The organism is Gimesia maris (assembly GCF_008298035.1).
Classification (GTDB): domain Bacteria; phylum Planctomycetota; class Planctomycetia; order Planctomycetales; family Planctomycetaceae; genus Gimesia; species Gimesia maris.
The window spans coordinates 2,804,479-2,817,756 of record NZ_CP042910.1 but is presented as its reverse complement, the minus strand read 5'-3'; the positions used below and the strand labels follow the sequence as shown (position 1 = coordinate 2,817,756).

Here is a 13,278-nt window from a genome sequence, read left to right as displayed (position 1 = left end):
AAATGAGAAAGAGATAAACCGTGCTCAATTTTGAAAGCCTGGAAATCGCTGTTTCTCCGACTGAGAAATTCAGAGAGTACCTGGCCACAAAGGGAATGAGGCTGACACAGGAACGTGAACTGATCGTTGCTGAGGTTTTCTCGTCCCATGAACACTTTGATGCCGACCAGTTGGTCGCTCGCATGGCGTTACAAAAAACGGGACGCCGTGTCAGCCGTTCTACTGTGTATCGGACATTAAGTTCGCTCGAAGAAGCCGGTCTGTTGCGCAAAGTGGCGCGAACCAACGACAAGGACATCTACGAGCACGACTACGGCTATCCTCAGCACGACCATTTCATCTGCAAAAGCTGTGGCGAACTTTTTGAATTTCATAATGAAGGCATCGCCGAGATTCTGGAAAAACTTGCGGATCAGATTAACTTCCGCATGAATGAGCACCGACTCGAAGTCTACGGAATCTGCGATGAGTGTTCCCGACCTCCGCAACGCCGCCATAAGAAGCTGGACCTGATCTGATCCTCCGGCGATAAGTCTACACTCCCCTGCCCTGCTTCTCCCTGATTTAGCGGCGTTTCACCGGAATTGCCCTGTAGATTCGTAACAGAACCAGCAGCAGGATCAGTGCGCCCAATGCAATCCCGCCGATGATCGCCAGCCCCAGACCATCGCCATATAATTTACGAATCGAAAACTCGGGAGCTACTCCCGGAGCATGGGCCGGCCATTCCGCGAGCCAGAACCATTTCCAGCTCATCAGCACAATCAACGTGGCCGCGCACAAATAAGGCCCGTATGGCAGATAGGTTTTCCCCGTCATCACCCGTGTGAGGAAGCCAATCAATATCCCACAGAGCGGAGCCAGCAGCAGGATCGGCAGAATCGCCTGCCAGCCCAGAAAACTGCCCACCATCGCCATCAATGTCACATCCCCCAGCCCCAGCGCCTCCTGTCCCAGCAATACGGATGAAACCAGGCGCAATCCCCAGGTGAGACCGCCCCCGACGATCAAGCCTGTCAGACTCCAACTCAATCCATGCCAGTGGGAATGAGCTTTGATCCATTCCGGTATATAAGGTCCGGTCAGTCCCGGAACCGCCTGATTCCAGTCCACCCACAGATGAATAATCTGCAGGTGGCCGGCGATCGTGGCGCCGAGCACACCAATCAGCATTCCGGGAATCGTGATCTGATCAGGAATCAGATATTCGCGAAAGTCGATCGAGGTCGCTGCAACCAGCAACGCCAGTAAGACATACAAATAGATCAACCGCCATTCCAGCATCTCTCCCGAGGGACGGACCGAAGGGACTTCGAGACACCGCAACTGCACAGCCATAAAATAAAACAGGACGAACAGGGTGCCAGTCAAAATTTCCAGCAGAATCTCTGATCGAGGCAGTCGTGCGGTACACGTGCGACAGCGGTTTTGAAATGGCAGCCAGCGAAGAACCGGAATCAACTTCCAGAATCGAACGCGCGCGCCGCATTCCTCGCAGCGGGTCAGGGGGCGAATGACCGGTTTGAGGGTCATCAGCCGCACCCAGGCATTCACCAGCAGACCAACAACAGCCCCTGTTAAAAACAAAATTCCAGGCAAAAATGTACTATTCAACTGTCCTGCTCTCACTCTCGTCAGATCTTAACCTTCCTGAACAAAACCCGTTCTTTCTTGGGTGATTTTGCAGCAGGGCTTTGGTAGACTGACGCGTTAACTGATTTGATCGTAAGATCATGCTGGATGAGGATATGGTGAAGTCTGTCTCATGTAATCGCAATTGCGGTTCGATGAAAAAATCAATTTAGATGAAACTGCCTGCTCGCACAATCGTCTGAAACGATTCATCCACTAAGCAGATCGTTCGATCAATTCAGGGAACCAAAGCGCTCGCTCACTGCTTTGACAATTTTTTCGCGCTCGGAAAGGCCTTCACAATGAGGAGAGTCTACAGACAGCTTACGTACTGCACATTTTTAACATTCTTCTTGAGTTTATCCGGAATGGGACAGATCTTCGCCGACGAAGCTGTCCCCCCCCATGCCCTTGGCTCTGGTGCAGAAGCACCAGCGCAGGAAGCAGCGGCCGTCGAATTTGACAGCGCTGACATTGCCTGGATGATGGTCGCCTCTGCACTGGTATTGATGATGACCGCCCCCGGGTTGGCCTTGTTTTATGGCGGACTGGTTCGCAAGAAGAATATTCTGGGCGTCATGATGCAATGTATGTTCCTGATGGGACTCATGTCTGTCATCTGGGCACTCTGGGGCTATAGCCTTGCGTTCGGTTCAGATATCCTGGGTGGTTTTGTCGGTGGTTTTGACTATCTGCTGTTGAAAGATGTCATCCCGTACTGGAAAGATGGCGCGGTAGTGATTCCCGCCAATGGTTCGATTCCCAAATCACTGTTCATGGTCTTTCAGATGATGTTTTTCATTATCACCCCTGCTCTGATCTGCGGTGCCTTTGCGGAGCGTATGAAATTCAGCTCAATGGTGGTTTTCTCAGTTCTCTGGGGCACTTTTGTCTATTGCCCGATTGCCCACTGGGTCTGGTCAGATACGGGCTGGTTATGTGAATGGAATGAAAATGCACTCTACCCGGCGTTTGATTTTGCCGGAGGCACAGTAGTACACATTAGCTCCGGATTTTCCGCACTGGTCTGTGCGATCCTGCTGGGGAAACGACTGGGATACGGTCAGGAACCGATGCCACCACACAATCTGACTTATACATTTATCGGTGCTTCAATGCTCTGGGTCGGCTGGTTCGGATTTAATGCCGGCAGTGCCGTCGGTTCAAATCCTGCCGCCGTGAATGCTTTTGTAGCGACGCATCTGGCTGCAGCAGCCGGAGTTCTGGCCTGGGCAGTGGCAGAATGGGTCTTTAACGGTAAACCCAGTATTCTCGGTGCCTGTTCGGGGGCCGTCGCGGGGCTGGTCTGTATCACCCCCGCCTGTGGTACGGTCACTCCGCTGTCTGGAATTATTCTCGGGCTGCTTGCTGGTTTTGCCTGTTATTTTGCCTGTACTTCACTCAAATCCAAGTTTAAATATGATGATACGCTGGATGCCTTTGGTGTACACGGCGTCGGTGGAACCGTGGGGGCAATTCTCACGGGTGTATTTGCTACCAAATCCATCACTGGTAATGCGGAAGGCTCAGGTTTACTGGAAGGAAACACTCAGCAGCTGATCAATCAGTTTGTCAGTGTGGGAGCAGCCATCGCGATTTCAGTCGTGGGAACCATTATCATTCTGAAGCTGATTGACCTGACCATGGGTCTGCGCGTCAGCAAAGATGGTGAAATTCAAGGGCTCGATTTGAGTCAACATGGAGAAGAAGGATATATCTTCCTGTAAAATCAGGGGATCGAGAGTCGGTTTGGAGCCGACTCTCGTTCTCATTTTCAGGAATTTCGGTCCGAAAGGCCTGTCAGGTCAATAGTTCTGATTGTTTTTTCAGGGAAATCAATTTGCGGTATCGAGATTTCCCGACAATTGCGATATAATATCTAAGTGTGATAGTCGTCTGGGTTTCTGAAAGCGCTGGAAGAAAACCGGACATTTTTCTGGGAGTATGATTCCGATGAAAAAAGTAGAAGCTGTCATCAGACATTTCAAACTGGAAGAAGTTAAAGATGCTCTGACAGAAATTGGTGTACAGGGCATGACCGTGTCTGAAGTACGTGGTTTTGGTCGCCAGAAAGGCCACAAAGAACAATACCGTGGTGCAGAATACACCGTGGATTTTCTACCGAAGGCTAAAATGGAAGTCATCGTCCCCGATGATCAGGTCAAAGCTGTTGTTGATACTATTCTGGAATCAGCACGCACCGGTCAAATCGGCGATGGAAAAATCTTCGTATTACCAATCGAAGATATTATCCGGATCCGCACAGGTGAAGCCGGAGATACTGCGCTTTAACTAATGACGGTAAAGCGAGGGGCGTGCTTTTGCCCCTTTTGCTTTACGTCAGTCCGGGTGACTGAAATTACGGTTTTCGAAAGAACTTTCAATGAAAAAGATTCAGGCAATCATTCGCCACTATAAACTTGAAGAAGTCAAAAATGCGATTTCTGAAATTGGCATTAGTGGAATGACTGTCAGTGAAGTCCGTGGTTTTGGTCGCCAACGTGGCCACAAGGAAACCTATCGAGGCAATGAATATATCGTTGACTTTCTTCCGAAAGTGAAACTCGAGATTGTGGTCCAGGACGATATGGTTCCCAAGACCATTGAAACGATCACACAGGTTGCACGTACCGGGCAGATTGGTGACGGGAAAATTTTTATTACCAGTCTCGATGAAGTCATTCGAATCCGTACGGGAGAAACTGGTCCGGAAGCGGTCTGATCCATTGGCAGATTTCCTGCAAGATATTCTGTCTTGAATCCGGGCTTCTTTTGTTCGCGTTCGTTTCAGCCTGGAATTGATGATGTCACATCCGTCAACCTCCTGCAATACACAACCATTTGTTGTCTATCGCACGAAGGTAGAACAAGCCCGGCAACGTGGTCAGGAACTCTTGCGCCTTGGCGCCAGTGGATTACAGATCGCGACAGCGATCGCCGAATCGATCGAACAACTGCTGCTGCAGATCATTCAGGATCAGTTCCAGCAACTTCCCGAACCCCGCCAGAAGCTACTGGTGCAAAACTGCTCGATCCTGGTGATTGGTGGTTCCGGTCGCGGATTAATGGCCCCCTACTCTGATGTCGACCTGCTGTTTCTGTACCGGAATCAGGTGAATGAAGAATTTGCAGCATTTGTCGGAGACATCGTTCGCAACTGCTGGGACGCCGGATTAAAACTGGGGCACAGTCTCAGAACCATTTCCGACTCAGTCAAAATGGCACGCACCGAACCCGAATTTGCTACGGCAATGATTGAAGCGCGCGCCATCTGGGGCGACGAACATCTCGCCGAACAACTCATCCGTTCATTTTACCGGCATGTCATCTTATTTCGCAGACGGGTTTTCTTCGAACAGTGTGTCGAAGCACGCTGGCAGGAACGGAAACAGCATGGCGGCGCGGTCATGCAACTGGAACCCGACATCAAGCGTTCTCCCGGCGGTCTCCGCGATATCCACCTCCTGCGCTGGACAGGATTTGCCCGCTATGGAACCGCGAATCTTGACATGCTGCGACTCGACGGTCGGATCAACAGTCGCGATGTCAGAACACTGAAAAATGCCCGCGACTATCTGCTCAAAGTACGCATTCAACTGCATTACGAAGCCGGTCGTCAGCAGGACCTGTTCACCAAAGACACACAACTCTGGATGGCCGAACAACGCCAGATTGAAGGCACTAACGGTCAACGTCCCGTGGAACTGCTGATGCAGGAATACTTTCGGCACAGTAAAGCCGTTGCAGAGATCACCGAACGGTTCATCAAAGCACATCGACCTCAGCCTTTGCTCTCGTGCATCTACGATTTCCTGATGACACATCGTTCAGATTCCATTCTCAAGATCGCCCCCGATCATCTCGACGTGATCCCCAGATACCGGGCTCAAGTCTGTAACAGCCTGGAAGATATTCTGAAACTGTTTGATACTGCCTCACTGTATGGAATTTCAATCGCTCCCGATCTGCTTGACGCTATCCGGGAGTCGGCCCTCACCCTGAATCCTACCGTTTCCAACAGGTCGATCGATCTGTTTCGTGCCATTCTGGATCGCAGTACAAACCTGGGCGCCACACTCAGAACCATGTCCGAAACGGGGATCTTGAATCTACTGATCCCGTATATGAAACACGCCTACTGCCTGTTGCAATTTAATCAGTACCACAGTTATACAGTCGACGAACACACATTTCGCGCCATTGAAGCTGCTGAAACGTTTCATCACGACGACTCAAGCCTCGGCAGTTCGTACCGCCATATCGAGAAAAAAGATATCCTCAATCTGGCAATTCTGCTCCATGATATTGGGAAAGGCTACGGTGAAGACCACTGTAAAATGGGAGCCATGATCGCCTCGGAGACCTCAATTCGACTGGGGTTGAAAGAAGAAGAACAGAAACTGCTGGTCTTCCTGGTATTTGAACATTTAAATATGGCCCACCTGGCTTTTCGGCGTGATATTTCTGATCCTGATATCCTGTTCGCATTCAGCCAGAAAGTCGGCAGTCCCGAAAAATTACGTATGCTGTATGTTCTCACTGCAGCAGATATCACAGCCGTGGGTCCGGGTGTCTTCACCGACTGGAAATCAGAACTGCTGGCAGACCTTTATGAGCGTACCATGCTCCTGCTGGGGGGGAAACATTCCCGCTACAATCGCGATCAGCGACTCTCGCGCGTCAAGCAGCAGGTGCGCAGTTATTTGAATCTGCCCATTCTGCATGATCATGAAGAAGAACAGGAGGAAAGCTGGTTCACAGAACTGTTCAATTCATTCTCTCCTCATTATCTGCTGGTTACCCCACCCGAACGTATTGCAGCAGACATTGAAATTCTGCAGAACCTTCCTTCAGATCAAATCGTTGTTGAAGGTGAATTTGAACCGGAAACCGCTACAGTTAACTATCATGTGATTGCTTCGGCCCTGTATTCACAGTCCTGTTTTCATCGCATGGTCAGTGTATTTACTTCGAGGCGGATGGAAATTATTTCCGCGCAGATTACAACGAGTGCCTCCGGTGGAGTCGTCGACAGTTTCCGCGTCATTGATCACGATTACGCAAGTGAAGTACCTCGCTCGCGCGTGCAGGCGATCGAAACGGAAATCCGCAAAGCCGTGATAGGCGAGAGTGATGCCAAAACCATGTTTTTAAACAATCGACGTTTTCAGGAATCAGCCAGCCTGAGTGGTGAGTTTGATCTGGGTCGAGTGGAAATTGATAATCAGTCTTCCAGACGTTGTACGATTATTGATGTAATCGCCCATGACCGTACCGGTCTGCTGTATATCGTCTCTCGCGCCATCAGCCGGATGGGACTCTCTGTTGTGATGGCAAAAATATCGACACACCTTGATCAGGTCGTGGATGTGTTTTACGTGATTGATGAGTACGAACGTAAAATCGAAGACGGCGATCGACTGCAGGAAGTCAAAGAACAACTGGAACGCACCCTGCATGACTTTGAACTGGAAGGCTACAAACGCTACCAGCGTGTCTGACAGAGCCCACTGCTTTCTTCTGCACCTCAGGCAGGGATCACTTCCAGAATGGTCACCGGCGTCTCTACATGGATTTGACAATCCGAGGCTGCCGCGGGAACCAGCAGCGTTTTCCCCTGAAACAGTTCATATGTTTCTGCACTGCAATCCAATTGCCCTGAACCTTCCAGCACAATCAGAATCTGAGCCTGATTCAACGAAGTCAGTTGAAATGATTCACGCGCAACATACCGCCGAATCGAAAAATGCTCGCACGTTAACAATGCTTCAATCTGGTGATTTGCGCGAGATTGCTTTTCGGGCTCTAACAGATCAACGGGGCCCAAATCAAAATCGATGCAGGAAATAGCCTGCTCGACATGAACGGGACGGGGACTGCCTGACTGATCCAGGCGATGCCAGTCAAATAATCGATAGGTCACATCGCTTGTCTGCTGCACTTCGGCCAGTAATATTCCCTCGCCAATCGCATGCAGAGTACCAGCGGGAATGTAAACACAGTCCCCTTTTTGGACAGGATAGCTGTGCAGGCACTCTTCCACGGTCCCCTGTTTCAGATGTTTTCGGAGCTGTTCGGGACCAATCCCCTGCTTTAAACCTGCGTAGATACAACTCTCAGGCAAAGCGTCAAGAATGACCCAGGCTTCCGATTTCCCCGACTTCGTCGCATCAAATCGAGGCAGATGACCGGCATCCGGGTGAACCTGCAGCGAAAGGCGGTCGGTGGCATCGATAAATTTAATAAGAATGGGAAATAGTGGATAGCGCTTCCCCTCCCCAAACAATGCTTTCGGGTTCTTTTCGATCAGCTTGGAGAGTGTCCAGCCAGTGAATTCCCCACTGGCAATCAAGGTGGGGGCTCCAGGATAGTCAGAAAGTTCCCAGCTTTCGCCATAGTCCTGTTCAACCCCAATTAATTTGTGCAACTGAGTGCCCAGACGCTCCCCGCCCCATCTGGCACGCTTTAAGATCGGCGTGAACTCCAGCGGTAATAAGGTGGCCGTGGATTGGACTTCTTGCAATGACATAATCAGATGAAAAGTAATACCAGGTAACAAGATAGAAAGACTGGAAAAGATGGAAGCATCCATAATCGTAATTCAGGAAACCCCTCAATTGCAACTATAATCTGTATGAATTATGAGATCGGGGATCTCCTGATTTATTTTGCTGTTTTCTTACAACTATCCTTCTTGAAAGGTTTCAATTGCCATAAACGGGAACTCCTGCTAATCTCTCCCCCCTTGAAGCCATCGACGACAGAACTAGATCATGCGTACATATATCGATTCGCATTTCTACCTGTTGTCTGGTGAATTATCGCTGTTTATCGATGAAAGGCACATCAGTGGCAGATCTGTTATCTCAAAGTTTAGAAGTGGAACTTTCTATTGGTGACACAATACAAATTGGAGATCAGTTTTTAACGGTAATTGATATCGAGGGAAACGAAATCCTGTTTCAACTCGATTCGGACAATCCAACCGGACCTGCTGCAGATGCTATGAATGACGCTTACTAATGTCGCTGAGAGTCCGCTCCGGAATTTGATTCCGGTTTCACTAAGGCTGTTTTCCCGTTTCAGGCGGATCAGCCGGAAACAGCAGCCATTTCGGTATTTCCGGTTTCGGAATAGCCGTCTGCCGGGAACGTTCTAAAATTTTCTGGAACCGGGGTATGTCTTTCACCCAGAGTGTTGCCTGTTCATCTTCATAAATCAGAAACCAGTCGCTCCGGTTTTTCAAATAGTCATTTGTCTGCTGGGCCTTGGGCAGCAGAATGATTTCGGTCGGATATTGATCCAGCAGCGGGTTCGAACCGCTGGAATTCTGATTCAGCTTCTGAAACGCCACAAACTCCTCTTCCAGTTGAGCTGAATACACCGTTCGATAACGCCCGTCAAAGGCGACGCGGGATGCGGGAAAAGTCTGCCAGATGACATACTGTGCCCACCCATAATCTGTCAGGATATTCCCCGCCAGGTGTTCCTTCTGCATGACTTGCATGACAGCCACAGGCATTCCGGGAGCCCTGCTTTGTGTTTCCACTCCTATCTGCCAGGGTGGAACTCCTTCTTCCTGCAGATGGATCACAGTATGAGCACCCAGTCCCAGAACCGCCAGGGTCATGCTTGTGATCAGAACAGATCGCAGGCCCAGTCTCGTTTCTCCCGACCACTGTTGATTGATCACAGGGAACAGATTGCGTATGGCGTCAGTAATTGGACGCGGTAACAGAATCATAACTGCAATCGCCAGTAATGCCACATGCCTGATATGACTGACTGCCTGCCACGCGACCACCGCAATCAGCAGCAGATCAATCCACTCCCATTTTCTGGAACGGAATATTGCCAGCGCAATCAGTAGAAATGGAATGTAATACAGTAATGCCTGCCGGGCCTGCCAGAGGGGCTGCCATTCACGGACAATCTGTGTTGTAATCAGATGATCCCAGAGCATCTGATGCAGATGAATCCCGTATGGATTGATCAGCGTCACCATCCAGCTCGCAGTGACAGCCACCAGCAGTCTGTAAAATTCTCTTCGCTGGTAGCGCCCTTGAACACAGCCCCATCCGACCCACAGGACTACTACGGCCTCAATGCCAACCCCGGCCAGGAAGCCTCCATGAGAGTTCGACCAGAAGAGCATGACAACAGGCAGATACCAGACCCCCTTTGCCTGAGGGTGATCAACATATTCCCGCAGCAGCAATAGAGTCCAGGCGAAACAACCAAATGTAACCAGTTGCGGACGGACAAAGACCACAAACTGTGCCAGGCAGAAGGCGCCATAGACCAGTAACAGAACCGCAGCAGACAGACTTGCCCGGGATCTTCCAAGTGCAATCCAAGTCGGGATCAGAATCATGCATAACCAGAAATTACGCCAGAGCCACAGACCGGAATTTCCGATCTGACTCCAGAGCCAGCCAAATGACAATTCAGAAAACCACTCATGGTTGATCCAGCTGGTCCCCGGTTCCGTGTAACAGAATGGGTCAGTACGTTCTACCAGAACATGTTGCTCCAGGGCGCGCAACCCATAGAGGGTATGCCCCCATAAATCAGGGTCGGCGATGGTGACAGTCGCTGTTAAAAACAGACAGGCAAACCAGATACTCCCCGAAGAAAGATACCATTCGCGAGAGCTCATTACCCATTCAGCATTACCGGATTCATAATCAGGCACTGACACAACAATTCTCCTGGTGGATTCGATTCGTGAATCACGTTGCCCTCAGCAGTTTGCCATCAAGCTGAAAAGAAAAAAAGACCTGCACTCGATGGTACAGATCTTTTTCACTTTTTCCGATTTCTGTTCTCTACTGCATAGCTCACAAGAATGGGAACTATTTGCTCTTCAAAATATCTTCCAGGCTGGGAAGAGAATTATGAAGAAGTTCCAGCGTCGGAACGCCGTCACCATCTGCAGGGAATTCTTCGTACGCTGTCAGATCAATCTGTTCGTAGATTCGATCAAACATTTTGTGAGCGTAGGGTGCTTTCGGGTTTCCACCAAGAGCAATAATCTCACCTTTTTGTCGAAGAATATTAGTGTAATTGTAAGGTCGGAAATAATAGTATCCGTGATAGACAGGCGGGTAAGGATAGTGAGGGTACATATCACCCGTCGTTTTCCAGCACAACCAGCTACGCTTTTTCAATTTGCAACCATCGTTGCTGTAACAGTTACCCCACATCCCCCAGTGACCGAAGAGCCCCCCTGGCTGACAGAGGTCTCCTGTCGTGCAACCGCCTGCTGTACAAGCATCGGAAGTAATACAGGTATTTTGGCATGCTGCCATTGAGATTGTGGCGGGAGCACTGACAGTGTTGACTGGTACAACTTCTCCATCGTACTGCCAGACACTTAAACCGATGAGCAATGCAAAACTCGCATTCATGAGACCACCTTTATATTTACGTTGTATCAACAACACTTTTGGTTAGGCATTATGGTGGACATTCAATTGATAGTCACTCTGGAATCAGAGCACAATATTTTCCCACCATATCTCGTTTTCGTCCTGCTAAGGTCCTAATGTAAAGTGAAAATAGAGGAAATCAATAAAATCTTAAAATATACATAAATTGGGAAACACGACAAAATTACTATCAACCTTCCGTACAGCTCCAACCGATATGATTGATGCTATGGGATTTGTCTGAAAAGAACAGATCCTTCATTGCCGATCATGAAACATGATAATTCTAGATCTCACAAGTCACTTGATAAAGTGGCGTGATAGCAGGCAACACAGAACAGACACCTGGATTAAGTTTAAAACAAAGTTCCTTTAAACGTAGTTTTATTTGAACTTCAATTAACTCAATAAATCACTTACTCCAATTTCTCAAAATTGACGACCAAAGGATTGGGAGACAAGTATGTCTATAAATGCCTCATGGAAAAGACGCACAATGCTGGCTGTTGCCTGCGGTGTCGCTATCACAGCATCGCCACTTTCTGCGCAGGTTCCACCAGCTCCTCCTGTCCCGGGAAAGTTGAAAACCAATAACTACGTGCCTGGTAAGAAGAAAAATCTCGCACCAGTCATCAGTACCAAAACCAAAGAAAAAGTCCATCAACTCGTTGATCAGATTTATGAATCTGAAGTCGAACTCAGTGTTCAACAGCGACATTCAAAAATTCTGAAAATGAAGATGGATGTGTTTCGTGTAGCGATCGCAGACCCTTCAAAAATTGAAGTGGTCGCATTTGGCTCACAGGAAGTCGAAGTCATCGGAAAAGATACCGGTACTACCACTATGACTCTCTGGCTGGGTGACGAAGCAAACCCCCAGATCCTCAGCGTGCAGGTGAAGGTAGAGGGTGACAATTCCATCGAAGATCTTCGTCGTATGGAATACGGCGAATTCCAGAAAATGATTAACGAGTTCTTCCCGAACAGCAAAATTCAACTTGTCCCGTTTGCAGACAAACTGATTGTCCGTGGGCAGGCCAGGGATGAACAGGAAGCAGTCCAGATCATAACCATTATCCGTGCCCGTTCCGGTTCAGGTGGCGGCCAGGGTGGTGGAGGGGGAGGCGGATCTCTGTTCGCAGATGGTGCAGCCGCTGATCCATTCCCCGGTGGTGCCATGCTTCCAGAAGCAACCGTCATCGACATGTTGAAAGTGCCTGGCGAAAAACAGATCATGCTTAAAGTCCGTATCGCTCAGATCGACCGGTCTGCAGCCCGTACCGCAAGCACCAACATCATTGCTCAGTCCGGAGATTTTGGCTGGGCTCAGTTATTCACCGGTGTGGCGCAACAACTGGGCAATGGGGGGACTGGTCTTGTGACAGCTTCCTTTACCAGCAGTGATGTCGACGTGTTTATCTCGGCTCTCGCACAGAATGGTTATGCGAAAATTTTAGCAGAACCAAACCTGGTCACCATCAGTGGACGTACCGCCAACTTTATCTCTGGTGGAGAATTCGCGGTACCGACTGTGGTCGGGGTCGGTGGTGCTCAGGCAGCCACGACAACCTTTAAAGGATTTGGTACTCAGTTATCCTTCCTGCCGACAGTGCTGGATAAAGATCGAATTCGATTACAGGTGTCTCCTTCATTCAGTACGGTCAATCCTGCATTAACTTCAGGTGGGGTTCTGGGTGTGAATGTTCAAGCTGTCACCACGACAGTTGATCTGCGGGAAGGACAAGTACTGGCGATCGCCGGTCTGCTCCAGGAACAACAGCGGGGTGACTTGAACCGCGTTCCCTTCATTGGAGATATCCCCCTGGTAGGCCCACTGTTCTCTAACAAGGGAGTTTCCCGCGACGAGACAGAATTGATCATCCTGATCAGCCCCGAACTGGTACATCCGATGGAACCAGAAGACGCCCCAACCGTGCTGCCGGGCATGGAAGTCACCGAGCCAGGTGATGTGGACTTCTTCTTTATGAATAATATTGAAGGCAAACCTGATGTGCATCATCGAAGCACAGTCTGGTACATGCAGAAAAAACGGATTCACCAGCAACAGAAAGATTTCATTCACCAGAGCAAGTGTGATAAGTATTACATCAATGGTGACTACGGATTCTCTGAATAATTTTTAAATGATTATTTCTTTGCCAAATGATACCTATAAAATTCCAATCACATTTTTGAAACGAATGTGAGAGAAATA

General features: G+C 49.2%; 11 protein-coding genes. 7 read left to right on the top strand and 4 right to left on the bottom strand.

The window, feature by feature from the left end; all coding sequences use genetic code 11:
- Positions 1–20 precede the first annotated feature (20 nt).
- Entirely contained in the window at positions 21–518 is a 498-nt protein-coding gene (locus GmarT_RS10430; protein ID WP_002648667.1) for a Fur family transcriptional regulator, read from the top strand.
- Between the two features lie 46 nt (positions 519–564).
- Here the strand turns inward: GmarT_RS10430 and GmarT_RS10425 are convergent, their stop codons facing one another.
- Positions 565–1,614 (bottom strand): prepilin peptidase, encoded by a 1,050-nt coding sequence (locus GmarT_RS10425; RefSeq protein WP_002648668.1) that lies wholly within the window; start codon positions 1,612–1,614, stop codon positions 565–567.
- Between the two features lie 386 nt (positions 1,615–2,000).
- On the opposite strand from GmarT_RS10425, the gene GmarT_RS10420 reads away from it, so the two are divergent.
- From GmarT_RS10420 to glnD, 4 genes are all read left to right on the top strand, one after another.
- Positions 2,001–3,359 carry an ammonium transporter gene (locus GmarT_RS10420; protein ID WP_002648669.1) on the top strand — a complete coding sequence of 453 codons (1,359 nt, stop codon included), beginning with the start codon at positions 2,001–2,003 and terminating at the stop codon, positions 3,357–3,359.
- Positions 3,360–3,585: 226 nt separating this feature from the next.
- Entirely contained in the window at positions 3,586–3,924 is a 339-nt protein-coding gene (locus tag GmarT_RS10415; protein ID WP_002648670.1) for a P-II family nitrogen regulator, read from the top strand.
- Positions 3,925–4,015: 91 nt separating this feature from the next.
- Positions 4,016–4,354 (top strand): P-II family nitrogen regulator, encoded by a 339-nt coding sequence (locus GmarT_RS10410; protein WP_002648671.1) that lies wholly within the window; start codon positions 4,016–4,018, stop codon positions 4,352–4,354.
- An 82-nt stretch (positions 4,355–4,436) separates the two neighbouring features.
- Positions 4,437–7,133 carry a [protein-PII] uridylyltransferase gene (glnD, locus tag GmarT_RS10405; protein ID WP_002648672.1) on the top strand — a complete coding sequence of 899 codons (2,697 nt, stop codon included), beginning with the start codon at positions 4,437–4,439 and terminating at the stop codon, positions 7,131–7,133.
- A gap of 26 nt (positions 7,134–7,159) precedes the next feature.
- Here glnD and GmarT_RS10400 read toward each other — a convergent pair whose 3' ends face one another.
- A complete protein-coding gene (locus GmarT_RS10400) occupies positions 7,160–8,224 on the bottom strand; it encodes a type I phosphomannose isomerase catalytic subunit (protein ID WP_002648673.1) in 1,065 nt (354 codons plus the stop codon).
- 257 nt (positions 8,225–8,481) lie between these two features.
- On the opposite strand from GmarT_RS10400, the gene GmarT_RS29480 reads away from it, so the two are divergent.
- A complete protein-coding gene (locus GmarT_RS29480) occupies positions 8,482–8,655 on the top strand; it encodes a hypothetical protein (protein WP_155367888.1) in 174 nt (57 codons plus the stop codon).
- Between the two features lie 40 nt (positions 8,656–8,695).
- On the opposite strand, the gene GmarT_RS10395 is transcribed toward GmarT_RS29480, so the two are convergent.
- Complete coding sequence (locus GmarT_RS10395; protein ID WP_002648675.1) at positions 8,696–10,333, bottom strand: hypothetical protein; 1,638 nt, start codon at positions 10,331–10,333, stop codon at positions 8,696–8,698.
- Between the two features lie 154 nt (positions 10,334–10,487).
- Positions 10,488–11,042, bottom strand: a complete 555-nt coding sequence (locus tag GmarT_RS10390; protein ID WP_002648676.1) for a hypothetical protein — start codon at positions 11,040–11,042, stop codon at positions 10,488–10,490.
- A gap of 484 nt (positions 11,043–11,526) precedes the next feature.
- On the opposite strand from GmarT_RS10390, the gene GmarT_RS10385 reads away from it, so the two are divergent.
- The gene (locus GmarT_RS10385) at positions 11,527–13,200 is read left to right on the top strand and encodes a type II and III secretion system protein family protein (RefSeq protein WP_081459599.1); all 1,674 of its coding nucleotides are present in this window, start codon (positions 11,527–11,529) and stop codon (positions 13,198–13,200) included.
- Positions 13,201–13,278 lie beyond the last annotated feature (78 nt).

What these genes read in the sequence shown, in the direction of transcription:
- GmarT_RS10390 (WP_002648676.1), bottom strand. Translation starts at nt 11,042, where the DNA reads ATGAATGCGAGTTTTGCATTGCTCATCGGTTTAAGTGTCTGGCAGTAC.
- GmarT_RS10415 (WP_002648670.1), top strand. Translation starts at nt 3,586, where the DNA reads ATGAAAAAAGTAGAAGCTGTCATCAGACATTTCAAACTGGAAGAAGTT.
- GmarT_RS10385 (WP_081459599.1), top strand. Translation starts at nt 11,527, where the DNA reads ATGTCTATAAATGCCTCATGGAAAAGACGCACAATGCTGGCTGTTGCC.
- GmarT_RS10410 (WP_002648671.1), top strand. Translation starts at nt 4,016, where the DNA reads ATGAAAAAGATTCAGGCAATCATTCGCCACTATAAACTTGAAGAAGTC.
- GmarT_RS10400 (WP_002648673.1), bottom strand. Translation starts at nt 8,224, where the DNA reads ATGGATGCTTCCATCTTTTCCAGTCTTTCTATCTTGTTACCTGGTATT.
- glnD (WP_002648672.1), top strand. Translation starts at nt 4,437, where the DNA reads ATGTCACATCCGTCAACCTCCTGCAATACACAACCATTTGTTGTCTAT.
- GmarT_RS10420 (WP_002648669.1), top strand. Translation starts at nt 2,001, where the DNA reads ATGGGACAGATCTTCGCCGACGAAGCTGTCCCCCCCCATGCCCTTGGC.